This is a genomic window from Streptomyces sp. NPDC127108 (genome assembly GCF_042677545.1).
Taxonomy (GTDB): Bacteria; Actinomycetota; Actinomycetes; order Streptomycetales; family Streptomycetaceae; genus Streptomyces.
Genome location: NZ_JBHXTE010000043.1, coordinates 1 through 22,435 on the forward strand (window position 1 = coordinate 1; position 22,435 = coordinate 22,435).

Below are 22,435 nucleotides of genomic sequence, written 5' to 3' on the forward strand. Positions count from 1 at the left end.
GTACGTCCAGTACGAGGGCGATCCGGGCGCACGCCGAGAGCACGCACCAGACGCCGCGGGCTGTTCCGCGAAGATCCGCCGGACAGGCCCTAGTCCGACCACTCCGACTTGCGCGAGCGGCGGAACGCCGACAGCAGGCCGGTGCCCCGGGCCGCGTGGACCGCGTTGACGCCCACGATGCCGAACCAGGTGACGAACAGGCCGGGCAGGTCCGCGTTGACCACGCCGATCGCGGAGAGCGGGATGGCGAGGATCAGGGAGACCACGCCGAAGCCGAAGCGCTCGCCCCAGGAGTCGACCCCGCTGGAGGGGTTGCGCGCGCCCCGGGCCACGATCATCTGCTGCTCGGCCAGGTGCCGGCGCATCTGGCGGTCGATCGTGCTGTCGAGGCGCTTCTCGACCTTCTCGAGGAACGAGTCGACGAGCGCGGACTCGTACTCTTCGCCGAGGTCCTTGCGCGCGTGCAAGGCGGCGTCGAGTTCCTTCTTGAGTTCGGCGTCACGGGGGGCTTCCATAGCCCATACGGTACGCAGGGTCCGCCGCGTCGGCAGTGGGGGTAGCCCCCCTTTCGGCACTGGGCCAGGCCCCACGGGGTCCTGGTCAGGGCAGGACGCGCACCAGGCCGGAGTCGAGGTCGAAGCGGGCGGCGAGGACCGTGGCGGGCCGGAACGCGGTGTCCGCGCGCAGCGCGTCCCGCATGCGCCGGGCGTGCGCGGCCACGGTGTGGTCGACCCAGTCGCCGGGCTGGTCCCGGCAGGCCCACGCGGACGGGCCGATGCCCTCGACGAGCCGGGTGATGTGCCCCGGCGCCTGCTCACCGGTCCGCAGCTGCTCTATCGTCGCCGCCACCGCCCCGCACCGCTCGTGCCCGAGGACGAGCAGCAGCGGTATGTGCAGCTCGGCCACCCCGAACTGGAGGGAGCCGAGCACCGCCTCGTCGAGGACCTCGCCCGCCGTGCGGATGACCAGCAGATCGCCGAGCCCCTGGTCGAAGATCAGCTCCGGCGGCACCCGGGAGTCGACGCAGGACAGGACCGTCGCGAACGGATGCTGCTCGTGGGCGACCTCCACGCGCCGCGCCCGGTCCTCGTGCGGATGCCGGGAGCGGACCTCGGCCCAGCGCCGGTTGCCTTCGAGGAGGGCGGCGAGCGCCTCCTGGGCGGTGGTGGGGCGGGCGCGGCCCGCCGCCGGGCGGGAGGTGGCGGGCGCCGCGGAGGCCACGGCGGTGGCGGAGGTGAGCACGGTGGCGGCCGTCGCCGTCAGGAAGGCACGGCGGTTGGCCGGGAATCTGCGGGCGGTGTCGGTGGGAGGTATGGGCGGGGTGGTGGTGGGCATGACGCGTCCTTCGAGGTCCGGGGCGGAGCCGCTCGGGCGGCGGCGGGGGCGTGCGGCGGTTCAGGGTACGCAGCGCCCCCGGGCCGTCAACTCCCCTTGGTCCGGGCTTGGTTGATTCTGCGTCAGATCATGGTGTGCGCGATACCGGCTCTTGAACCGGCGCCGGAGTCCCGTACAGAGTCCGCTCCGGGACGTGGGCCGTGTTCCGGCGCGCCACGGCCCAGTACAGGAGCGCGGGGACCGCGAGCCCCACCATCCAGGAGATGTCCGCGCCGCCGAGCGGGTCCACCAGCGGGCCGGTGTAGAAGTGCGTCACCAGGAAGGGGAGTTGGGCGAGGAGGCCGATGCCGTAGACGGTGAGGGCGTCCCAGCGCCAGGCGCCGTAGCGGCCGCGGGGGTCGGACAGGGCCGGGATGTCGTAGCGCTCCTTGGAGATCAGGTAGTAGTCGACCAGGTTGATCGCCGACCACGGGGTGAAGAAGGTCAGCAGGAACAGCAGGAAGTCCTTGAAGGACGTCAGGAAGCTGTCCTTGCCGAGCAGCGCGACCGCCGTGCCCGCGACCATGATCAGCGCGATGTACGCCGAACGGCCGCGCGGGGAAAGCTCCTTCTGGCCGCGGAAGCCGCTGACGCTCGTCACCATCGACATGAACCCGCCGTAGGTGTTCAGGACGTTGATGGTCAGCTTGCCGAGCGCGATCACGAAGTACAGGAACGAGGCGACCAGACCGGTGCCGCCGAGCCCCACGACGTACTCGACCTGGTTGCCCATGAACGCCCCGCCCGCGCTCGCCGCCACCAGGACCCCGAACGTCATCGACCACTGCGCCCCGAGCGCCGAGCCCGACAGCGTCCACCAGAACGTGGCCCGCCCCGACGTCGTCCTCGGCAGATAGCGCGAGTAGTCCGCGACGTACGGGCCGAACGCCAGCTGCCAGGACGCGGACAGGGAGACCGCGAGCAGGAACATCGGCAGGTCGAAGTGGGCGTCGGAGAGGAGGGACGAGAGGTCGACGCGGTCCAGGAGGCGGATGCCCAGGTAGACGAACGCGAGGGCGCAGATCACGCTGGCCACCCGGCCGAGCGCGTGGATCACGCGGTAGCCGACCGCCGCCATCACCGCGGTGACCGCCGCGAAGAGCACGATGCCGGTGGTGTCGTTCGTGTGCGTCAGCTCCGCCGTGGCCTGCCCCGCGAGCACGCTGCCGCTCGCGAAGAAGCCCACGTACATGAGGATGACGAGCAGCAGCGGTACGACGGCGCCGCGCACCCCGAACTGCGCCCGGGACTGGATCATCTGCGGCAGCCCCAGCTTCGGGCCCTGCGCCGAGTGCAGCGCCATCACCGCGCCGCCCAGGACGTTGCCGAGCAGCAGCCCGACGACCGACCACACCACGTCCCCGCCGAACACGACCGCGAGCGCACCCGTGACCACGGCCGTGATCTGGAGGTTCGCGCCGAGCCAGAGCGTGAACTGGCTGAAGGCCGTGCCGTGCCGCTCCGCGTCGGGGACCACGTCGATGGAGCGCCGCTCCACCAGGGACTCTGCCATGGCCGTGACCTCTCAGTCCTTGTCGTTCTTGGTGATGCCGTGCTTCGACGCCCAGTCGTTCGCCACGTCCTCGGGGTCCTCGCGGTCCTTGTCGACGAGGCGGTTCAGCTCGGTGAGGTGCGCGGTCGTCAGGACGGCGCCGAGGCGGGCGAGGGCCCTGCGGACCGTCGAGTCGGCCTTGCGGTCGGCGATGAGGGGCACGACGTGCTGGCCGGGGATGAGGTTCTTGGGGTCGGTGAGGACCACCCAGTCGTGGGCGGCGATGTCGGTGTCGGTGGTGAAGAGGTTCGCCACGTCGACGTCGCCCTTCTTCAGGGCGCCCTTGACCAGCGGCCCGGAGGAGTCCAGGGACTTGAACTCCTTGAACTCCACGCCGTAGACGTCCTTCAGACCCACCGCGCCGACCGTGCGCTTCTTGACCTCGGGCGCGGCGCCGATCACCAGCTTGCCGTTGTGGCGGGCGAGGTCGGCGAGGGAGGTCAGGTCGTACTTGTCGGCGGTCTCCCGGGTCACGGCGAAGGCGTCGGAGTCCTCGGCCTCGCCGTAGGGCAGGATCTGCAGGCCGCGCGGCAGGGCGATGGCCAGGGCGTTCTGCATCTCGCCCTCCTCGGTGGCCGTGGCCTTCTTGTCGAGGTAGTGCAGGAGCGCGCCCTGGTACTCGGGCAGCAGGTCGACGTCGCCGCCGCGCAGGGCGGGGATCAGGATCTCGCGGGTGCCGAGGTTCGGGCGGACGGTCGTCTTGACGCCCGCCGCCCCCAGGGCTGCCGCGTACAGGTAGCCGAGGACCTGGTTCTCGGTGAAGTTGGCGGTGCCGATGGTGACACCGCCCTTGCTGGAGCCGCCGCCCGAGCCGCCACCGCCGTCGCCGTTCAGCGAGGTGATGCCGCCGCTGCACGCGGACAGGGCCGGGACGGAGGCGGCGGCGAACAGGCCGCCGAGGAGGGTCCTGCGGTTGATGGGGGACATCTGCCGTACTCCTAGGCGTGCTTGGCGGGGCGGTGGCGGAAGAGGGCGCGTTGCAGGCCGGAGAGGGCCAGGTCGAGGACGACGGCGACGAGGGCCACGAGGACGGCGCCGCCGAGCACCTGGACGAGGTCGCGCTGGGCCAGGCCGTCGAAGACGTAGCGGCCGAGGCCGCCGAAGGAGACGTACGCGGCGATGGTCGCCGTCGCCACCACCTGGATCAGGGCGAGCCGCAGGCCCGTCATGATCAGCGGCAGCGCGAGCGGCAACTCGACCTGGAGGAGCACCTGGTGGCCGCGCATGCCCTGGCCGCGCGCGGCGTCCCGCACCTCCGGGTCGACGGCGGACATCCCGGCGTAGGTGTTGGTGACGATGGACGGCACGGCGAGGGCGACCAGGGCCACGTACACCGGCCACATGGAGAGGCCGCTGGCCAGGAAGACGAGGACGACCAGGCCGACGGTGGGCAGGGCGCGGCCGAACGACGCCAGGTTGATGGCGACGAACGCGCCGCGTCCGGTGTGGCCGATGAGCAGGCCGATCGGCAGCGCGATCACGGCGGCCACGAGGGTGGCGAGGAGCGAGTACTGGAGGTGTTCGGCCAGACGGTGCCCGATGCCGTCGGGGCCCGCCCACTGGTCGCCGTCGACGAGCCAGGCGCCGAGGTCCTTGAGGAGTTCGTACACGGCGGATCAGGCCTCCCGCCTGCGTCGGTTCCAGGGCGTGAGGACGTACTGGACGGCGACGAGCAGCGCGTCCGCGACGAGCGCGAGCAGCAGTGTGAGGACCACGCCCGCGATCACGGGGGTCGGGAAGTCGCGCTGGAAGCCGTCCGTGAAGAGCTGGCCGAGGCCGCCGTCGCCGATGTACGTGGCCACCGACACCAGCGAGATCGACATGACGGTCGCGATCCGCACCCCCGCCATGATCACCGGCAGGGCGAGGGGGAGTTCGACGGTGAGGAGGGTGCGCAGGGGCTTGGTGCCCATGGCCTTGGCGGCCTCCTTCGTCTTCTGCGGGACGGAGTCGAGGCCTTCGACGGTGTTCCGGAGCAGCACGACAAGCGTGTAGATCGTCAGGCCGGTGACGGTGGTGGTGCGGGTCAGGCCCGAGACCGGGAGCAGGAGGACGAAGACGGCGATGGACGGGATCGTGAAGAGGATGTTGGACAGGCCGAGGAGGAGCCCGCGCAGGGGGCGGACGCGGTGCGCGAGGACCGCCAGGGGCAGGGAGATCAGCAGGCCGAAGAAGACGGCGGAGAGGGCGGCCTGGAGGTGGTTGACGGTGAGGGTGGTGAGGTCGTCGGTGTGGTCGGCTATCCACGACCAGTCGACGGTCACGCGGCGACGTCCTTGGCGGGACCGCCGTCGGTGCCGTCCGTGCCGGGGCCGGCGGGCGTGCTCGGGGTGAGCGACGCCTGGGCGTGGGCCGCGCCCGCGTGGGTGTGGATGTCGTCGCGGGAGGTGACTCCGGTGAGGACGCCGTGCGCGTCGACACGTGCCACCAGGCCGTTCGGGGAGGCTATGGACTCGTTGAGGGCGGCGAGCAGGGAGTCGCCGTCGCGCAGCGGCCGGATCGGGGTGCGGGTGTCCGTCTCGGTGTCGTGCCAGGCCAGGGGCCTTCCGGCGGAGTCGAGGGCGAGGGTCGAGCGGCCGCCGTCGGGGGCCGGGCCCTGCGGGACGTCGGCGAGCGTGGTCAGGGAGAGCAGCTTCAGGCCGCGCTCGGCGCCGAGGAAGTCGGCCACGAAGTCGTCGGCGGGCCGGGCGAGGAGCTCGGCGGGCGGCGCGCACTGCACCAGGCGGCCGCCGGTGCGGAAGACGGCGATGCGGTCGCCGAGCCGGACGGCCTCGTCGATGTCGTGCGTGACGAAGACGATCGTCTTGCCCAACTCCTCCTGGAGGCGCAGGAGTTCGTCCTGGAGCTGGGTGCGCACGACCGGGTCGACCGCGCCGAACGGCTCGTCCATGAGCAGCACCGGCGGATCGGCGGCGAGCGCCCGCGCCACGCCCACGCGCTGCTGCTGGCCGCCGGAGAGCTGGTGCGGGTAGCGCTTGCCCGCGTCGGGGGCGAGGCCCACGGTGTCGAGGAGTTCGGCGGCGCGGGCGCGGGCCTTGCGGCGGCCCCAGCCGAGCAGCAGCGGCACGGTGGCGACGTTGTCGAGGACGGTGCGGTGCGGGAACAGGCCCGACTGCTGGATGACGTAGCCGATGGAGCGGCGCAGTTCGGCGGCGTCCTGGTCGAGCACGTCGCGGCCGCCGACGCGGATGGTGCCCGACGTCGGGTCCACCATTCGGTTGATCATGCGGAGCGTCGTCGTCTTGCCGCAGCCGGAGGATCCGACCAGTACGGTGACGCCGCCTTCCGGCAGGTCGAGGGAGAGATCGTCGACTGCCGTGGTGCCGTTCGGGAAGCGTTTGTGGACCGTGTCGAACTGGATCATGAGTGAGTCCCTTGCCCGGCTGTATATCGTCATGCAGAGTTCTCGTTACCTGAATAGGTTGTCAATGCTCCGGCGTAAATCACTGGTAACGAGTGCTCGACGGGCGAGATATGCGGTCCGGTTTGAGGAGGAAATGCGCGTGATGCCGTCTCATATCGCGGACGTGGTGGCCGACGGAGGTTCGGGTTCCGGCGTGACGCCCCCGACCGCCGAGGCCGCCGAGGCCGTCGGGGCCGCCGAGGCCGCCGAGGCCCCCGTGGTCGTCCTCGACGGGCTCGGCCTGCCCGTCACCGACGTCGTCCGCCTCGCCGACTGTGCCGCGCGGCCCGTCGCGGGCACCGACGCCATGAAGCGCGTCGAGGAGTCCTGGCACGCGGCCCGCCAGATCGCCTCCTGGGGCCGCGTCTACGGCCGCTCCACCGGCGTCGGCGCCAACCGCACCGAGGACGTGCCCACCGAGGCCGCCGCCGACCACGGCCTCAGGCTCCTGCGCTCCCACGCGGGCGCCATCGGCGCCGAACTGCCCGCCCGCGAGGTCCGCGCGATGCTCGCCGTGCGCGCCAACCAACTCCTCGCGGGCGGCGCCGGACTGCGCCCGAGCGTCGTGACCGCGCTGTGCGAGGCCCTGGAGACCGGGGCGTACCCGGTGGTGAACGAGTTCGGGTCCGTCGGCACGGGCGACATCGCGGCCCTCTCCCAGATGGGCCTCGCCCTCGCCGGCGAACACCCCTGGCAGGGCGCCGCCCCCCGCCCCCAGCCCCTGGACAACAACGACGCCCTCGCCCTGATCAGCAGCAACGCCCTCACCCTCGGCCAGTCCGCGCTCGCCCTGCACGAACTGCGCGGCCTGCTCGGCGCGACCCAGGTGGTGGCCGGGCTCTCCCTGCTCGCCGTCGACGGCTCCTACGAGGCGTACGCGCTCCCCGTCCACGAGGCCCGGCGGCACCCCGGCTCCCACGCCGTCGCCGAGCGCATGCGCCGCCTGCTCGGCGCCGCCGACCGCCCGACGCCGCCGCTCGGCCGGATCCAGGACCCGTACGGATTCCGCTGCGTCCCGCAGATCCACGGCCCCGCGCACGACGCCGCCGACGCCCTCGAGAACGTCCTGACCGTGGAGATCAACGCGGCCGCCGAGAACCCCCTGATCTCGCCCGCCGACATGGCCGCCTACCACCACGGCGGCTTCTACATGGCCCAACTCGCCCTGTCACTCGACCACTTCAGGCTGGCGGTGACCCAGGCCGCCCGGCTGTCCAGCTCCCGCCTCTCCACCCTCAACGAACCGGCGTTCACCCGCCTGCGCCCCTTCCTCGCCGACGCGGAACCCGCCTCGTCCGGGGTGATGATCCTGGAGTACGCGGCGGGCGCCGCCCTCGGCGACCTGCGGGCGTTCTCGGCCCCCGCCTCGCTCGGCCACGCGGTCCTCTCCCGGGGCGTCGAGGAACAGGCGAGCTTCGCCTCCCTCGCGGCGCGCCAGACGCTGCGGGCGTGCGGCGCCTACCGCCTCGTGGTGGGATGCGAACTGGTCGCCGCCGTACGGGCGTTGCGCCAGCGCGAGCTGCGCCTCGAGCCCGGGCTTCCGGTGGCGTGGGCGTACGAACTCGCCGCCGAGGTACTGGAGCAGGACACCGCGGACCGCCCGCTGACGGATGATGTGACGGCGGCGGCCGCCCTCCTCGACCGGTTCACGGAGCTGTGGGAGCACCTGGGCCGGACGGACACCGGGGACGAGGGCGCCGACGAGGGGATCACGTGGACAGAGCGACGAGGTACGGCATGAGTGACAGTCCCGCAGCGCGGCTTCAGGTGCTCTTCGAAGGGCACCGGCTCACGCCCACCCAACGGCGCATCGCCCACTGCATGGTGCGGCGCGCCGCCGACGCGCCCTTCCTCTCCAGCGTCGAGCTCGCCGAACTCGCCGGCGTCAGCCAGCCGTCCGTGACCCGGTTCGCCGTCGCCCTCGGCTTCGACGGCTACCCCGCGCTCCGCCGCCATCTGCGGGAGGTCGCCCCCGCCGAGGCGGGCGCGGAGGCCGACCTCAACGAGTACCAGCAGGCCGTGCAGGCCGAGATCGAGAACCTGCGGCACCTCAGCGAACTCCTCGCCGACCCGGCGCCGGTGGAGCGGGCCGGACGCGTCCTCGCCGCCTCCCGGCCGCTGCCCGTCCTCGGGCTGCGCGCCGCCGCCTCCCAGGCCTACGGCTTCTCCTACTTCGCCGCGAAGGTCCACCCCGACGTGCGCCTCCTCGACGAGGGCGGCTCCATGCTGACCGACCGCGTCGACGCGGCCGTCCGCGCCGGGGCCTCCGCGCTGCTCTGCTTCGCGCTGCCCCGCCACCCCCGCGAGGTCGTCGACGCGCTGGCCTACGCCCGGTCCACCGGACTGACCGTGGTCACCGTCGCCGACTCCGCCTTCGCGCCCGTCGCCGCGCACTCCGACCTCCTGCTGCCCGCCGCCGTCGGCACCGGGCTCGCCTTCGACACGGCGTGCGCGCCGATGCTGCTCGGGCGGGTGCTCCTGGAGGCCATGTGCGACGGGCTGCCGGACGCGCAGGCGCGCCTGGAGGAGTTCGACGTGGGCGCGGCGGAGCGGGGGCTGTTCGTCGAGTAGCGGCGGTTGTCCGTCGAGCAGCCGGGGAGCAGCCGGGCGGGCGGTACCGGGAGCCCGGAGGCCGGGTCCGCCCGCCCGGGGCCGGTCAGACGTCCAGGCTCGACTCGATGCGCTTGAGCTGGTGCCGGGCCATGGCCAAGTTGGCCCTGCCCTTGTCGAGCGCCAGATAGAGGAACAGGCCGTTGTTGTTGCGCCCCTTGATGAGGCGGATGAGGTGGTACTGGGAGCCGAGCGAGATCAGGATGTCCTCGATCTCGTCCTTGAGTCCCAGCATCTCCATCGTGCGCAGCTTGGCGCGGACGACGTCCGTGTTGCCGGCCGCGGCCACGGACAGGTCCAGGTCCTTGCCGCCGCCGAGCGTGCCGAGCGCCATGCCGCTCGTGTAGTCGACCAGGGCGGCGCCGATGACGCCTTCGATCGACGCGCTCGCTTCTTTGAGTGCCGTCTCCGTGTTGGCCATGGGTGCTGCACTTCCTTTCCGTCTGGTGGATGCCCGTGACGAGGGCGATGAGGGTGTGGTGGGGGTCATGGCTCGGCGTCCTCCGTTCGTCCGGTGCCGACGCCCCTCGCGGTGGCGGCGTCGACCAGCTCACCGATGAGCACGCTGGAACGGCGGCCTTCCAGATGCAGCCGGCCCACGTTGACGCGGGGCTCGGCCAGCAGGGTGAGCACCGCCGTCGAACCCGCCGTGTACGTGGCCAGATAGCCCTGTTCACCGCGGATAAGGAGTTCCCGGAAGTCGCCCTGACGCGTGGCCTCGGACAGCCGCAGGGCCACCCCGAGCGCCGCCGCGGTCAGCGCGCAGACGCCCTCCGCCTCGATGTCGGTGGTGTCCTGGGCCAGCACGAGCCCGTCGACGCTGGCGGTCAGCGCACCCCTGAGCTGAGGGATCCGGGTCCGCAGGCGTCTCAGTTCGCCGAGTACATCGGCTTCGGCAGCCATCAGCTGTCTCCTCCCGGCGCGCTTCCAGGGCACGGTGAACTTCATGGGACCGAGGGCTCCATCCGGCGGGCGGTGCGGAGCGTCACAGGTTTGCCTCCAGCGCGTCGCGGAGCCGGCGCAGCAGGGCGATGTCCGGGTCGGCGCAGTCGAGCGAGGCGGGCCCGGGGAAGGCCGTGACCGGGTCCGGGGCCCGGGTCCGCGGGGCCTCCACGAGACCGGCCGCGGCCATGCGTCTGATCTCGACCAGGGTGTGGAACGTGGGCCGGCCGAGCGCCCAGGCGATGGCCGTCGGCGTGCGCACCCCGTCGGCGAGGCGCAGCAGGGCGCGCTGGCGTCCCGTGACCGTCTGGCCCGGCGCCGGCGGACGGGGCACGACCGGGGCGGTGTCCACGTCGGGGCAGGGCCAGACGCTGTCCAGGAGTGCCCGGCGCCGCCGCGCCTCCCGCTCCACGGCGTCGGCCGGCACCGGGCGCACCTGACCGAACCAGTGCGTGACGCCGTACCGGAAGTGGGTGGGCCCGCTCGCCGGGCCGAGGACGAAGAACGCGGCGTCGAACAGCGCGCCGAGGTGGCACAGCTCCAGCTCGCCCGCGGTCACCCGGCCGCTGCCGACCAGGTCCCGGCCCACCTCGTGCCGGGCACCGGCCCGGGTGAGGGCGTCCTGCCAGCCCTGCGCGGGCAGCGCGCCGCCGACCGTGAGCAGGACGTCGAGGCTGGGCGCCGACGGACTCTCGGCGTGCACGACGCGCCCCTCCGCGAGGTAGAGGATGCCCTGGTCGCGCAGGAACGCCCCGGTGGCCCGCTCGGCGGCCAGGCGCATCAGCATCGGGAAGGCGGCGGGCGCGGCCGCCGCTGGCTGCGCCGGGGCGCTCGCCCACGCGGCCCTCACATCAGCACCAGCCGCTCGGACAGGTCCCGCAGCCGGATGCGGGCGAGAGCGAGGTTGCCGGTGTCACGGTCGAGCCAGAGGTACAGGAAGACGCTGCTGTCGAAGGTCGTCTCCACGAAGCGGATCACGTGGAAGCCGTTCCTCGTGCTGAGCATGAGGTCCTCGACCGGGAGCCGCTTGTCGGGCAGGTCCTCGCCCGGGAAGCCGTCGTTCCGGTCGACGAAGGCCCGGTACTCGGCCGCCGAGCGCGCCACTTCGGCGGTTTCCGCCGCGGTGGCCTCGTGGTCCTTGTTGGGCGAATCGCCGACCGAACCAAGGGCGAGCCCGCTGGTCCAGTCGACGATCGCTGCTCCGCGCGCGCCGGGCAGTGTCATCGCCTCGAGCAGACACTCGTCGATACCGGGCACGCGGCTTCCCCTTCCCCAGGGTGGAACAGGGGTGGCCCCCACCACCCCACCGGGAGGCCCCAGCCGCCCGGTGGGAGGAAAGTACGCAGAGAAGCCGAAGTCCTGTGAGGAATGGGCATTTCCCTGGGGAACATGGCCGAGCTCGACGAGATCGGTTCGGCGGATGTTTCGGGAACGGATTGTCGCTGATCGGATGTATCGGGCAAGTGATCGAGCCGTCCCCCGGGGTGGGTCAGCCCTCCGCGCGCACCCGCAGTACCACCTTGTTCACCACCCACAGGCCGATGCCGATCGCGACCAGCACCCCGGCGCGGATGTAGACGTCCGCCGGGCGGTCCGCCAGCGGGCTCGCCAGGATCAAGGCGGTGATCGCGCCGAGGACCGGGAGCGCGGTGGGGGTGCGGAAGTGCGGGTGGTCCACCGGGTCGCGGCGCAGCACGAGGACGGCGATGTTGACGACGGCGAACACGCACAGGAGCAGGAACGCGGTCGTGTCGCCGAGCCCCTCGATCTCGCCCGTCGTCACCAGGCCGACGGCCAGGAGCGAGACGAAGACGATGCCCACGATCGGGGTGCGCCGCCGGGGCAGGACGCGGCTCATGGCGCGGGGCAGGATGCGTTCGTTGGCCATGCCGTAGCAGAGCCGGGAGGCCATCATGATGTTGATGAGGGCCGAGTTGGTGACCGCGAACAGGGCGATCAGGGCGAAGAGTTTGTGCGGGAAGTCGACGCCCCCGGCCTTCACCACTTCGAGCAGCGGCCCGCTGGAGCCGGACAGCGTCTCGTAGTCGACGAGGAGCGACGAGACGAGCGCGACCAGGACGTAGATCGTGCCGGTGACGGCGACACCGATGAAGATCGCCTTGGGGAACGTGCGCGTCGGGTCCTTCGTCTCCTCGGCCATGTTCACCGAGTCCTCGAAGCCCACGAAGGCGAAGAAGCCGAGCGCGGTCGCTCCCAGTACGCCGGCCAGCAGGGCGTACCCGGTGCCGTCCGCCTCGAACTCGGTGAGCCTCGCGGGCTCGCCGTCCCCGCTGAGCACCGCCCACGCGCCGATCGAGAGGATGATCAGCAGGCCGGTCAGCTCGACCACCGTCAGCACGACGTTGGTCTTCACGGACTCCGAGACGCCGCGCAGGTTCAGCGCCGCGAGGACCAGGATGAACGTGATCGCCACGAGCGTCGGCGGCAGCGCGTCCCCGGTCAGCTCGCTCAGGTAGTCGCCGCTGAAGGCCCGGGCCGCCGCGCTCGCCGACGCGAGGCCCGAGGCCATCACCATGAACGCGATGATGAAGGTGAGGAAGGGGACCTTGAACGCCTTCTGGGTGTACAGCGCGGCCCCGGCCGCCTTCGGGTACTTGCCCACCAGCTCCACGTACGAGGCGGCCGTCAGGATCGCCACGACGAACCCGATCGCGAACGGCAGCCACAGGGCGCCGCCGACCTTTCCCGCGACCTTGCCGGTGGTGGCGTAGATGCCGGTGCCGAGGATGTCGCCGATCACGAAGAGGATGAGCAGCTTGGGGCCGAGGACCCGTTTCAGGCCCGGGTCCTCGGGCTCCGCCGGTCTTGTGGTGCCGCTGGTTCCTGACGTCGTCACAGGAGCCTCCCCCGAGTGTGACGGGTGTGCCGTTTCCGGCTGGGAAGGATCTTCTTCCCGGTGGCGGGGCCGATGAAGCGGGAGTTCGGGAACAACCCGGCATCGGCCCCGCTCGGCGGCCCCGCCCGGATCAGCTCGCGTCGGGAGCGGCCGCCCACTCGACGAGCTGGACGACGACGCCGTTGGGGTCGGTCAGCTGGAACAGCCGCTCGCCCCACGGCTCTTCGCGCAGCGGCATGGTGATGGGGGCGCCCGCGGCGCGCAGCCGGGCCTCCTCGGCCGCGAGGTCGGTGACGGTGAGCGCCAGGATCAGACCGGCCGCCCGCTGGTCGCGCTGCTCGGGCGGGAGGACCTCCGTGCCCCGGCGGAGCAGCACGACGTCGACGGCGGCGTCCCCGCGCGTCAGGGAGGCGAAGCCGTCGTCGGCCATGGCCACCTGGTAGCCGAGGTGGGCGCACAGGAAGTCGCGGGAGGCGTCCACGTCGTCGACGGTCAGGGAGAGGGTGGATGCGGACACGTTCATGAGAGCTCCTTGAGGATGTAGAGGAGGACGAGGAATACGAAGATCACTGGGATCACGGGGAACACGAGGATGACGAGGTTCACGGGGACGGCCGGTGCCGGGGTCAGGCCGTGGGCACGTCGAGCTGGAACTCGCGCGTGCGCCGGTAGGTGCGGAACCCCAGGGCGTGGTTGACCGCCAGCATGTGGACGTTGTCGTCGGCGTTGTCCGTCTCGATCTCGACGACGCCGGGGTGCTCGGCGCGCAGTCGGCGCACCATGGCGGCCTTGACCCACAACCCGAGCCCGTGGCCGCGGTGTTCGGGCACGACCGCCGTGTCGTACTGCTGGCCCCGCGGCGGCGCACCCTGGGGGAGCACGATCTCGGTGTAGCCCGCGAGGGTGCCGTCGTCGTGGACGGCGGCGAGCGTGAGCAGCGTGTCCCCGCGGTCGGCCACCACCTGCGCCATGGCGCGGACGCGGTCGACGTCCCACGCCACGCTGCCGAAGTCCAGGTCGCCGACGGGCATGTCGTTCATCGCGTTCTTGGCCGTGGCGAAGGCGTCGGCGAGGTCGTCGGGCACGGCGCCGGTCCAGCCGGTGAGGCGGTAGCCGGGGTGCTCGGCGTCGGCGAGCTTCAGGAGGTCGGCCTCGGCCACCTCGTCGAGGCGCAGCAGCAGGTGGTCCAGGGTCAACGCCCGGCGAAAGCCCCGCCGTTCGCTGAAGGCCTCGCCAGGACCGTCGGCCGCGGCCTCGACGATCAGGCTGCGTCGCCCCTCGGCGCGGCAGGCCGCCACGACCGCCGCGAGGAGGCGGGAGCCGGTGCCGAGGCGCCGGTGCGCGGGGTCCACGTGGAGTTCGAGCTCGGCCAGATGGCTCCGCCCCGGCGAGGCGAAGAGCCGCAGGCCCGCGACGCCGACGGGCCCGCCGTCCGCCCCGACGGCCAGCCACGTCAGCCGGTGGCTGTCCAGGGCGGGCTTGGTGAGCCGGGCGTGGGTCTGTTCTGGGCCCGGTGGTGGTACGCCCGGTAGGTCATGGGCCATGGAGGCGGCGACGACGCGGTGCCAGCCGGCGGCGTCGGCGTCCGTGACGTGCGGGAGCGGGCGGAGGAGGGCGTGCTCGGACAAGGTGGTGACTCCCGTGGTCGGGGTGTCGGGGTGGTGGAGGCGTTCTGCGTGGTCGAGGCGGCCGAGGCGTCAGGGGTGGCCGAGGCGGTCGGGGTGATCAGGCCGCGGTGCCCGCGCTCCAGCGGTCCAGGAGGGCGTACGCGGGGGCCCACCGGGCGACGTACGCCGCGTATGTGGACGCGGGCAGCGGAGCGAGCAGCTTGGCCGCCGTCAGCTCGTCGGCGCCGTCGAGCAGCCACGGCAGCAGTAAGGGCGCGTCCCGGCCGATCCGCCGGGCCTGGACCCGGCCGAAGTGATCCCACTGCTCGGCCCCTAACACCCGCCGGACCAGCGGCAGGGCCGCGTCCTCCTCGTGTGCGAGGTGCCCGGTGAGGCCGCTGGTCAGCGCGTCGGTCAGCTGGCCGAGGCGCAGCGCGTCGGCCCCCGGGTCGGCCAGCGTCGCGTCGATGGCCTCGACCACCGGGGCGATGGCGGCGTGTTCGGCCTCCATCACGGCCAGGACCACCAGGTCCTCGGGGCGTCCGGCCAGCCGGTGGCGCAGCGGCGGCCACAGCGCGTCGTCCTCCGCCGACTGGTGGGCGTGCAGCGCCTTCTTCAGGAGCTGCCATCCGGCCGCGGTGGCCAGGACGTGCCGGGGGTCGCGGTCCGCGGTGGTGGTGACCCGGTCCAGGTGGGCCAGTTCCCGCCGCAGGGCGTCATGCATCGCGTACATCGCGGTCAGATCGATGGCATCGCTCATGGGCGGTATACAGGGCTTTGTACGCGTACTCGCATGCCCTCAACCCTCTTGCGGCCCGCACATATGATCAATGCGAAATTTCGCGACGTCCGATAACCGCTGGGTTATCGCCGGACGGCTGGGGGGCCGGTGGAACTGCGGGACATCGAGATCTTCCTGGTACTCGCCGAGGAGCTGCACTTCGGCCGGACCGCGCAGCGGCTGCACGTGTCCCAGGCGCGCGTCAGCCAGGCCATCAAGAAGCAGGAGCGGCGCGTCGGCGCCGAGCTGTTCACCCGCACCAGCCGCACGGTGTGCCTGACGGAGGTCGGCCGGCAGTTCCGCGACGACCTGCAGCCGGTCTACGCGGGCCTGCACCAGTCCCTGGAGCGCGCCCGGCTGGCCGCCCGCGGCGTCACCGCGCAGCTCCGCGTCAGCATGCTGCCCTTCAACCTCGTCGATCTGCACCCCTACTGGAAGGAGTTCCGCGCGCGGCACCCGCAGTGGGGGCTGCAGATCCGCCAGACCACCTTCACCGACGTGTTCGGCCAGCTCCGCAGCGGTGCCATGGACGTCATGGTGGCCTGGCTGCCGGTGGAGGAACCGGACTTCACCGTCGGCCCGACCCTGTGCACCGACTCCCGGATCCTCGCCGTGGCCGCCGACCACCCGCTCGCGGTACGGGACTCCGTGCCCCTGGAGCTGTTCGCCGACTTCCCGCACGGCACCGCCCTCGCCCTGCCGGACTACTGGGAGGAGAGCTATCTGCCCTTCCAGACCCCGCGGGGCCGGACGATCGAGCGCGTCGCGCCCGCGGACAACGCCGACGAGCTGATCGGCATGGTCGGCATGGGCGAGATCGTCCAGAGCTTCCCCGGCCACGTCTCCCGGTACTGGGGCCTGTCGCACATCCGCTATCTGCCCGTCCCCGACCTGTCGGCCATGACCTACGCCCTGGTCTGGCGGACCGAGGCCGAGAACGACCTCGTCCGCGCGCTGGCCGCCACGGTGCGCGATCTCGGCGTGTTCCGCTTCTGAGCGCGCTCTGCCGCACCCGCGTTCTCAGAGCTCGCGCAGCGCGTCCCGCGCCCCGCCGCCCGCCTCGGCGACGATCTCCTCGACGCGCTGCTGCTCGCGCACCACGGAGAATCGCACGCCGTCGCCCGCCCGCGCCGCGAAGCCGTGGATCGCGGGCCTGGCGAGGCTGTTGTACGAGTAGTGGTGGGCGAAGTAGTACGCGCCGGTGTCGAGCACCGCCACGTAATCGCCCTGTTCGAGGGGCGGCAGCTCCCGGTCCCGGGCGAGCAGGTCGCCCGCGAAGCAGGCCGGGCCCGCGACGTCCTGGCCGGTGGCGGGGCCCGACTTGGGGCGCCCCTTCGCGTCGTACGCGGCGATCCGCAGCGGCCAGGACTCGGGCGCGTACACCGTGCGCGTCGCCACCTGCACGCCCGCGTGCGTCAGCGCGATGCCGCGCCCGCCCGCCGACTTCACGTACTCCACCCGCGCGAGCAGCGTCCCGTGCTTGGCGAGCAGCGAGCGGCCGAACTCGGTGACCAGGCCGTAGCGCCCGTCGAACAGCCCGGGGACCTCGCGGGCGAGGAGGCGGGCGTACTGGGCGAACGTCGGCGTCTGCTCGTCCGATGCGAAGTTGACGGGCAGGCCGCCGCCGATGTCGAGGGTGTCGATCCGGCGGTGGCCCGCGCGCGCGTTGATCTCCTCGGCGAGTTCGTACGTGGCCGCGACACCGCCGACCATCAGGTCGAGGGGCATGCCCTGCGACCCGGAGTGCGCGTGCAGGCGGGTCAGCCAGGGCCGGTCCAGATACGCGCGGACGACCCACTCGCGGGCGCCGTCGTCCCGCAGCGGCACCCCGAACTTGGAGGTGGCGGTCGCGGTGGAGAGCGCCTCGATCGAGCCGCCCCCGACCTGCGGGTTCACCCGGATCCCCAGGGGCGAGCGCGTGGGCGCGGACTGGACGAGCGCGTCGAGGCGGGCCAGTTCCTGCGGGTTGTCGGCGTTGACGGCGATGCCGAGGGCGAGGGCCTCGCGCAGCTCCGCCGGGGTCTTGGCAGGGGAGTCGAGGACGGTGTGCGCGGGCGGTATCCCGGCGGCGCGGGCCAGGGCCAGCTCACCGGGGCTCGCCACCTCCGCGCCGATCCCGGCGTCGTGCAGCAGCCGCAGGACCGGGACGAGCGGGGTCGCCTTGACGGCGAAGGCGTGCAGGATCCGGGTGCCGTCCGCGCCGACCTCGGCGAACGCGGCGCGCAGGGCGGCGGCGCCCGCGCGGATCCCGTCGACGTCGAGGAGCCCGGCGAGGGGGGTGGCGGGGCCGACGACGCCTTGCTCCACGGCGGCGCGGATCGCCTGGTCGCGACGGTCACCGGCGGGGGCGTCCCGGGGGGCGGGCGCGCCTTGGGGCGGGGCCTGCCCGAGGACACGCGTGAACTGATCGGTTTCGTCTGCGTCCGACCGCCGGTCGGCCTTGTCGTCGAGGCCCATGTGATCCAGACAATCACCCGTGCGCCGCCCCCGCTGCCCCGCTGCGCTATTGACTAGGTCTATTCACGACCCCAGGATGTGAATATCAACGTCACAGCAGCGAACCGTCACAGCACCGAGGAGGCACTGCCATGTCAGTCCCGCCCGTCTCCCGCCGCCACCCTCAGTCGAGGCCCTCCGGGCCGCCCTCCTCGTCTCGCCCCGTACGGGCCCCGCGCGGTACGGAACTGAGCGCCCTGGGATGGCAGCAGGAGGCCGCCCTCCGGATGCTCCAGAACAACCTCGACCCCGAGGTCGCCGAGCACCCCGACAAGCTCGTCGTCTACGGCGGCACCGGCAAGGCGGCCCGCGACTGGCGCTCCTTCGACGCCATGGTGCGCACCCTGAAGACCCTCAAGCAGGACGAGACGATGCTCGTCCAGTCCGGGCGTCCCGTCGGCGTCATGCAGACCCACGAGTGGGCGCCCCGCGTGCTCATCGCCAACTCCAACCTGGTCGGCGACTGGGCGAACTGGGAGGAGTTCCGCCGCCTGGAGGCGCTCGGCCTCACCATGTACGGCCAGATGACGGCCGGTTCCTGGATCTACATCGGCACCCAGGGCATCCTCCAGGGCACGTACGAGACCTTCGCCGCCGTCGCCGCCAAGAAGTTCAACGGCACGCTCGCCGGGACGATCACCCTCACCGCCGGACTCGGCGGAATGGGCGGCGCCCAGCCGCTCGCCGTGACGATGAACGACGGTGTCGCGATCTGTATCGACGTCGACCCGCGTGCCATCGAGCGCCGCATCGAGCACCGCTACCTGGACGTGCGGGCCGACTCCCTGGAGCACGCCCTCCAGCTCGCCGTCGAGGCCCGCGACGCCCGCCGCCCGCTCTCCATCGGCCTCCTCGGCAACGCCGCCGACCTGCTCCCGCGGATGCTCGCCGAGGGCGCCCCCGTCGACATCGTGACGGACCAGACCTCCGCCCACGACCCGCTTGCGTACCTGCCCTCGGGCGTCGACTTCGACGACATGGCGACGGCGGCCGAGAAGGACCCGGCGGGCTTCACCCAGCGCGCCCGCGAGTCCATGGCCAAGCACGTCGAGGCCATGGTCGGCTTCATGGACGCGGGCGCCGAGGTCTTCGACTACGGCAACTCCATCCGCGGCGAGGCGCAACTCGCGGGCTACGACCGGGCGTTCGCGTTCCCCGGCTTCGTACCCGCCTACATCCGCCCGCTCTTCTGCGAGGGCAAGGGCCCGTTCCGCTGGGCGGCCCTCTCCGGCGAGGCGAGCGACATCCACAAGACGGACAAGGCGATCCTCGACCTCTTCCCCGAGAACGAGTCCCTGCACCGCTGGATCAAGATGGCCGGCGAGCGCGTCCACTTCCAGGGCCTGCCCGCCCGCATCTGCTGGCTCGGCTACGGCGAGCGCGACAAGGCCGGCGAGCGCTTCAACGACATGGTGGCCTCCGGTGAGCTCCAGGCTCCCCTCGCCATCGGCCGCGACCACCTCGACTGCGGCTCCGTCGCCTCCCCCTACCGCGAGACCGAGGCCATGCTCGACGGCTCCGACGCCATCGCCGACTGGCCCCTCCTCAACGCCATGGTGAACGTCGCCTCCGGCGCCTCCTGGGTCTCCCTCCACCACGGCGGCGGCGTCGGCATGGGCCGCTCCATCCACGCGGGCCAGGTGAGCGTGGCCGACGGCACGAAGCTCGCCGGCGAGAAGGTGCGGCGCGTCCTCACCAACGACCCCGGGATGGGGGTCATCCGGCACGTCGACGCGGGGTACGACATCGCGGACTCGGTGGCGGACGAGCGGGGCGTGCGGGTTCCCATGCGGGAGGGCGAGTGACCGCCGATCGGCCTTCGGCCTCGTCCTCAAACGCCGGACGGGCTGAAATCACCGGCACGTATCAAGCCCGTCCGGCGATTGAGGACGAGCCGCGGAGCGGCGATGGCGGGGGTCCAGGGGGCGGCAGCCCCCTGGTTACGGGAAGGGGCGGGGTTGGGGAGCCCCCGGCAGGGCCCACCTTCCACCAGATGTGGGCCGACCTCAGCCCCATCGGCCGCAACCCCGAAACCGGCGGCTACCGCAGGCACGCCTGGACCGGCGCAGACGCGGACTGCCGCACCTGGTTCCAGGAGCAGGCGGAGACCCGCGGCCTGACCTACGAGACGGACCGCAACGGCAACCAGTGGGCCTGGCTCGGCGACCCGGCCCAGGGCGACGCCGTCGTCACCGGCTCCCACCTGGACTCGGTCCCCGACGGCGGCGCCTTCGACGGCCCCCTCGGCGTCGTGTCGTCCTTCGCCGCCCTGGACGAACTCCGCGCCAGGGGAGCGAAGTTCACCAAGCCGCTCGCCATCACCAACTTCGGCGACGAGGAGGGCGCCCGCTTCGGCCTGGCCTGCGTCGGCTCCCGCCTCACCGCGGGCAAGCTGACCCGCGAGGCGGCGTACGAGCTGCGCGACGCGGACGGCGTCAGCCTCCCGGAGGCGATGGAGGCGGCGGGCTACGACCCGTCGACGATCGGCGCGGACCCCGAACGCCTCGCCCGCGTCGGCTCGTTCGTGGAACTGCACGTGGAACAGGGCCGCGCCCTGGCTCTGTCCAATAGCGGCTCCGCCGCGGGCTCCGGCGACGCTGTCGGCATCGCCAGCGCCATCTGGCCCCACGGCCGCTGGCGCTTCGACTTCCGGGGCGAGGCCAACCACGCGGGCACCACCCGCCTGGTGGACCGCCGCGACCCGATGCTGAGCTACGCGGAGACGGTCCTCGCCGCCCGCCGCGAGGCCGAGCTCGCGGGCGCGGTCGCCACCTTCGGCAAGATCGCGGTCGAGCCGAACGGCGTGAACGCCATCCCGTCCCTGGTCCGCGGCTGGCTGGACTCGCGCGCCGCCGACCAGTCCACCCTGGACACCGTCGTCACGGCGATCGAGAAGGCGGCCCGCGAGTACGCGGACCGGCACGGCATCGACCTGGACGTCGTACGGGAGTCCTTCACGCCGGTCGTGGAGTTCCAGCACGCCCTGCGCGACGAGCTGGGCGCGGTCCTGCGGGAGCGCACCGGCCGGGAGATCCCCGTCCTCGGCACCGGCGCCGGGCACGACGCGGGCATCCTGTCCGAGTCGATCCCGACCGCCATGCTGTTCGTGCGCAACCCCACGGGTGTCTCGCACTCGCCCGCCGAGTACGCGGCCGAGGACGACTGCCTGGCCGGGGTGCGCGCGCTCGCGGACGTACTGGAGGGCCTCGCGTGCCGCTGACACACACCTACTGGGCGGAACACGCCTGGCTCGACCCGAACGTCGAGCCCGGCGTCGCCCTCGACGTCGACGCGGACGGCCGGATCGCCGCCGTCCGCCGGGGCGTCGACGCCCCGCCGCCCGGCGCGACCGTCCTGCGCGGACTGACCCTGCCGGGCCTCGCCAACGCCCACTCGCACGCCTTCCACCGCGCGCTGCGCTCCACCGTCCAGGTGGGCAGCGGCACGTTCTGGACGTGGCGGGAGGTCATGTACTCCGTGGCCGACCGGCTCACCCCGGAGACGTACCACGCCCTCGCGCGAGCCGTGTACGCGGAGATGGCGCTCGCCGGGGTCACGGCCGTCGGCGAGTTCCACTACCTGCACCACGCGCCCGGCGGCACCCGCTACGCCGACCCGAACGCCATGGGCGAGGCCCTGATCGCCGCCGCGGCCGACGCGGGCATCCGCATCACGCTCCTCGACACCGCGTACGTCGCCGCGGGCCTGCGCAGCGCCGCGGAGGGCGAGCCTCCCAACCACCACCAGCTGCGCTTCTCCGACGGTACGGCCGAGGCCTGGGCCGAGCGGGTGTCCCTCCTGAAGGAGGGCGACCGGGAGCACGTGCGCGTCGGCGCCGCCATCCACTCCGTACGGGCCGTGCCCGCGCGGCAGTTGGGGACCGTCGCCGAGTGGGCCGCCTCGCGCGGGGCGCCGCTGCACGTCCACCTCTCCGAGCAGACCGCCGAGAACGACGCCTGCCTCGCCGTCCACGGCTGTACGCCGACCCGGCTCCTCGCCGACCACGGCGTCCTCGGCGCGCGCACCACCGGCGTCCACAACACCCACCTCACCGACGCCGACATCGCCCTCATCGGCGGCTCCGGCACCGGCACCTGCATGTGCCCGACCACCGAGCGTGACCTCGCCGACGGCATCGGCCCCGCGCCCGCCCTCCAGCGCGCGGGCAGCCCCCTCTCCCTGGGCAGCGACAGCCACGCCGTCATCGACCTCTTCGAGGAGGCGCGGGCCATGGAGCTCGACGAACGCCTCCGCTCGCGCACCCGTGGGCACTGGACCGCCGCCGCCCTCCTGCGCGCCGCCTCCGCCGACGGGCACGCCGCCCTCGGCTGGGCCGACGCCGGCGTCCTCGAAGCCGGTGCCCTCGCCGACTTCACCACCGTCGCCCTCGACTCCGTCCGCACGGCCGGCGCGGTGCCGCGGCTCGCGGCGGAGGTGGCCGTGTTCGCCGCCTCCGCGGTGGACGTGCGGCACACCGTCGTCGGCGGCCGCCACGTCGTCCGCGACGGCACGCACACGTTGATTCCCGACGCGGCATCGGCACTGGCAGAGGCGGTGGCAGCGCTGCACTGACCTGCGCGGGGCGCCCCAGTCCCACCCCTTCCCGAACCCGGGGGCTGCCGCCCCCTGGACCCCCGCTGATCGGCGCTCCGCGCCTCGTCCTCAAACGCCGGACGGGCTGAAATTCACCGGCACATTCCCAGCCCGCCCCGGCAACGTCTCAGCCCGTCCGGCGATTGAGGACGAGCCGCGGAGCGGCGATTCGGCGGGGGTCTGTCCCACCCGCCCGGGACCCCCACCCCCGGGGTCCAGG

The 22,435-nt window shown here is 72.8% G+C and carries 22 protein-coding genes; 6 read left to right on the top strand and 16 right to left on the bottom strand.

Annotation, left to right across the window (positions count from 1 at the left end; all coding sequences use genetic code 11):
* Positions 1-89 precede the first annotated feature (89 nt).
* The 7 genes from ACFVHO_RS30635 to ACFVHO_RS30665 all read right to left on the bottom strand — a co-directional run bounded on the left by ACFVHO_RS30635 (position 90) and on the right by ACFVHO_RS30665 (position 6,290).
* Positions 90-515 (bottom strand): hypothetical protein, encoded by a 426-nt coding sequence (locus ACFVHO_RS30635; RefSeq protein WP_385721640.1) that lies wholly within the window; start codon positions 513-515, stop codon positions 90-92.
* An 85-nt stretch (positions 516-600) separates the two neighbouring features.
* Positions 601-1,335, bottom strand: coding sequence for a carbonic anhydrase (locus ACFVHO_RS30640; protein WP_385721643.1), 735 nt, complete (start codon positions 1,333-1,335; stop codon positions 601-603).
* A 127-nt stretch (positions 1,336-1,462) separates the two neighbouring features.
* Positions 1,463-2,887 (bottom strand): purine-cytosine permease family protein, encoded by a 1,425-nt coding sequence (locus ACFVHO_RS30645; RefSeq protein WP_385721646.1) that lies wholly within the window; start codon positions 2,885-2,887, stop codon positions 1,463-1,465.
* Positions 2,888-2,899: 12 nt separating this feature from the next.
* A complete protein-coding gene (locus ACFVHO_RS30650; protein ID WP_385721817.1) occupies positions 2,900-3,844 on the bottom strand; it encodes an ABC transporter substrate-binding protein in 945 nt (314 codons plus the stop codon).
* 20 nt (positions 3,845-3,864) lie between these two features.
* A complete protein-coding gene (locus tag ACFVHO_RS30655) occupies positions 3,865-4,536 on the bottom strand; it encodes an ABC transporter permease (RefSeq protein WP_385721649.1) in 672 nt (223 codons plus the stop codon).
* A gap of 6 nt (positions 4,537-4,542) precedes the next feature.
* On the bottom strand, positions 4,543-5,190 hold the full coding sequence (locus tag ACFVHO_RS30660) for an ABC transporter permease (RefSeq protein ID WP_385721651.1): 648 nt from the start codon (positions 5,188-5,190) through the stop codon (positions 4,543-4,545).
* The gene (locus tag ACFVHO_RS30665) at positions 5,187-6,290 is read right to left on the bottom strand and encodes an ABC transporter ATP-binding protein (protein ID WP_385721654.1); all 1,104 of its coding nucleotides are present in this window, start codon (positions 6,288-6,290) and stop codon (positions 5,187-5,189) included. The genes ACFVHO_RS30660 and ACFVHO_RS30665 overlap by 4 nt, the downstream gene beginning before the upstream one ends.
* A 133-nt stretch (positions 6,291-6,423) precedes the next feature.
* Between ACFVHO_RS30665 and ACFVHO_RS30670 the strand changes: the two genes are divergently transcribed.
* Together ACFVHO_RS30670 and ACFVHO_RS30675 are read left to right on the top strand one after the other, a co-directional pair.
* The gene (locus tag ACFVHO_RS30670; RefSeq protein WP_385721657.1) at positions 6,424-8,070 is read left to right on the top strand and encodes an aromatic amino acid ammonia-lyase; all 1,647 of its coding nucleotides are present in this window, start codon (positions 6,424-6,426) and stop codon (positions 8,068-8,070) included.
* Entirely contained in the window at positions 8,067-8,900 is an 834-nt protein-coding gene (locus tag ACFVHO_RS30675; RefSeq protein WP_380889930.1) for a MurR/RpiR family transcriptional regulator, read from the top strand. The genes ACFVHO_RS30670 and ACFVHO_RS30675 overlap by 4 nt, the downstream gene beginning before the upstream one ends.
* Before the next feature lie 85 nt (positions 8,901-8,985).
* Here the strand turns inward: ACFVHO_RS30675 and ACFVHO_RS30680 are convergent, their stop codons facing one another.
* The 8 genes from ACFVHO_RS30680 to ACFVHO_RS30715 form a co-directional block, all read right to left on the bottom strand.
* Positions 8,986-9,360 carry a hypothetical protein gene (locus ACFVHO_RS30680; protein ID WP_385721660.1) on the bottom strand — a complete coding sequence of 125 codons (375 nt, stop codon included), beginning with the start codon at positions 9,358-9,360 and terminating at the stop codon, positions 8,986-8,988.
* Positions 9,361-9,425: 65 nt separating this feature from the next.
* Entirely contained in the window at positions 9,426-9,842 is a 417-nt protein-coding gene (locus ACFVHO_RS30685; RefSeq protein WP_385721663.1) for a roadblock/LC7 domain-containing protein, read from the bottom strand.
* Between the two features lie 82 nt (positions 9,843-9,924).
* Complete coding sequence (locus ACFVHO_RS30690; protein ID WP_385721819.1) at positions 9,925-10,668, bottom strand: transcriptional regulator; 744 nt, start codon at positions 10,666-10,668, stop codon at positions 9,925-9,927.
* A gap of 59 nt (positions 10,669-10,727) precedes the next feature.
* Positions 10,728-11,138: a hypothetical protein gene (locus ACFVHO_RS30695; protein WP_385721666.1), complete on the bottom strand. Its 411-nt coding sequence runs from the start codon at positions 11,136-11,138 to the stop codon at positions 10,728-10,730.
* Positions 11,139-11,370: 232 nt separating this feature from the next.
* The gene (locus tag ACFVHO_RS30700) at positions 11,371-12,738 is read right to left on the bottom strand and encodes an APC family permease (RefSeq protein ID WP_385721668.1); all 1,368 of its coding nucleotides are present in this window, start codon (positions 12,736-12,738) and stop codon (positions 11,371-11,373) included.
* A gap of 130 nt (positions 12,739-12,868) precedes the next feature.
* Positions 12,869-13,261 (bottom strand): VOC family protein, encoded by a 393-nt coding sequence (locus ACFVHO_RS30705; protein ID WP_385721671.1) that lies wholly within the window; start codon positions 13,259-13,261, stop codon positions 12,869-12,871.
* Positions 13,262-13,364: 103 nt separating this feature from the next.
* On the bottom strand, positions 13,365-14,366 hold the full coding sequence (locus ACFVHO_RS30710; protein WP_385721674.1) for a GNAT family N-acetyltransferase: 1,002 nt from the start codon (positions 14,364-14,366) through the stop codon (positions 13,365-13,367).
* A 97-nt stretch (positions 14,367-14,463) separates the two neighbouring features.
* Positions 14,464-15,105, bottom strand: coding sequence for a hemerythrin domain-containing protein (locus ACFVHO_RS30715; protein ID WP_385721677.1), 642 nt, complete (start codon positions 15,103-15,105; stop codon positions 14,464-14,466).
* A gap of 129 nt (positions 15,106-15,234) precedes the next feature.
* Here ACFVHO_RS30715 and ACFVHO_RS30720 point away from each other — a divergent pair, with 129 nt between their 5' ends.
* Entirely contained in the window at positions 15,235-16,122 is an 888-nt protein-coding gene (locus ACFVHO_RS30720; protein ID WP_385721679.1) for a LysR family transcriptional regulator, read from the top strand.
* 24 nt (positions 16,123-16,146) lie between these two features.
* Here the strand turns inward: ACFVHO_RS30720 and ACFVHO_RS30725 are convergent, their stop codons facing one another.
* Complete coding sequence (locus ACFVHO_RS30725; protein WP_385721682.1) at positions 16,147-17,583, bottom strand: diaminopimelate decarboxylase; 1,437 nt, start codon at positions 17,581-17,583, stop codon at positions 16,147-16,149.
* Positions 17,584-17,714: 131 nt separating this feature from the next.
* Between ACFVHO_RS30725 and hutU the strand changes: the two genes are divergently transcribed.
* From hutU to ACFVHO_RS30740, 3 genes are all read left to right on the top strand, one after another.
* Positions 17,715-19,427 (top strand): urocanate hydratase, encoded by a 1,713-nt coding sequence (gene hutU, locus ACFVHO_RS30730; RefSeq protein WP_385721684.1) that lies wholly within the window; start codon positions 17,715-17,717, stop codon positions 19,425-19,427.
* Positions 19,428-19,615: 188 nt separating this feature from the next.
* Positions 19,616-20,842 carry an allantoate amidohydrolase gene (locus ACFVHO_RS30735; RefSeq protein WP_385721687.1) on the top strand — a complete coding sequence of 409 codons (1,227 nt, stop codon included), beginning with the start codon at positions 19,616-19,618 and terminating at the stop codon, positions 20,840-20,842.
* Positions 20,839-22,194, top strand: coding sequence for a formimidoylglutamate deiminase (locus ACFVHO_RS30740; protein ID WP_385721822.1), 1,356 nt, complete (start codon positions 20,839-20,841; stop codon positions 22,192-22,194). The genes ACFVHO_RS30735 and ACFVHO_RS30740 overlap by 4 nt, the downstream gene beginning before the upstream one ends.
* Positions 22,195-22,435 lie beyond the last annotated feature (241 nt).

Coding starts and splice junctions, on each gene's coding strand:
- ACFVHO_RS30635 (WP_385721640.1), bottom strand. CDS start 515: ATGGAAGCCCCCCGTGACGCCGAACTCAAGAAGGAACTCGACGCCGCC.
- ACFVHO_RS30665 (WP_385721654.1), bottom strand. CDS start 6,290: ATGATCCAGTTCGACACGGTCCACAAACGCTTCCCGAACGGCACCACG.
- ACFVHO_RS30705 (WP_385721671.1), bottom strand. CDS start 13,261: ATGAACGTGTCCGCATCCACCCTCTCCCTGACCGTCGACGACGTGGAC.
- ACFVHO_RS30685 (WP_385721663.1), bottom strand. CDS start 9,842: ATGGCTGCCGAAGCCGATGTACTCGGCGAACTGAGACGCCTGCGGACC.
- ACFVHO_RS30715 (WP_385721677.1), bottom strand. CDS start 15,105: ATGAGCGATGCCATCGATCTGACCGCGATGTACGCGATGCATGACGCC.
- ACFVHO_RS30690 (WP_385721819.1), bottom strand. CDS start 10,668: ATGCTGATGCGCCTGGCCGCCGAGCGGGCCACCGGGGCGTTCCTGCGC.
- hutU (WP_385721684.1), top strand. CDS start 17,715: ATGTCAGTCCCGCCCGTCTCCCGCCGCCACCCTCAGTCGAGGCCCTCC.
- ACFVHO_RS30675 (WP_380889930.1), top strand. CDS start 8,067: ATGAGTGACAGTCCCGCAGCGCGGCTTCAGGTGCTCTTCGAAGGGCAC.
- ACFVHO_RS30680 (WP_385721660.1), bottom strand. CDS start 9,360: ATGGCCAACACGGAGACGGCACTCAAAGAAGCGAGCGCGTCGATCGAA.
- ACFVHO_RS30670 (WP_385721657.1), top strand. CDS start 6,424: ATGCGCGTGATGCCGTCTCATATCGCGGACGTGGTGGCCGACGGAGGT.
- ACFVHO_RS30725 (WP_385721682.1), bottom strand. CDS start 17,583: ATGGGCCTCGACGACAAGGCCGACCGGCGGTCGGACGCAGACGAAACC.
- ACFVHO_RS30645 (WP_385721646.1), bottom strand. CDS start 2,887: ATGGCAGAGTCCCTGGTGGAGCGGCGCTCCATCGACGTGGTCCCCGAC.
- ACFVHO_RS30735 (WP_385721687.1), top strand. CDS start 19,616: ATGTGGGCCGACCTCAGCCCCATCGGCCGCAACCCCGAAACCGGCGGC.
- ACFVHO_RS30640 (WP_385721643.1), bottom strand. CDS start 1,335: ATGCCCACCACCACCCCGCCCATACCTCCCACCGACACCGCCCGCAGA.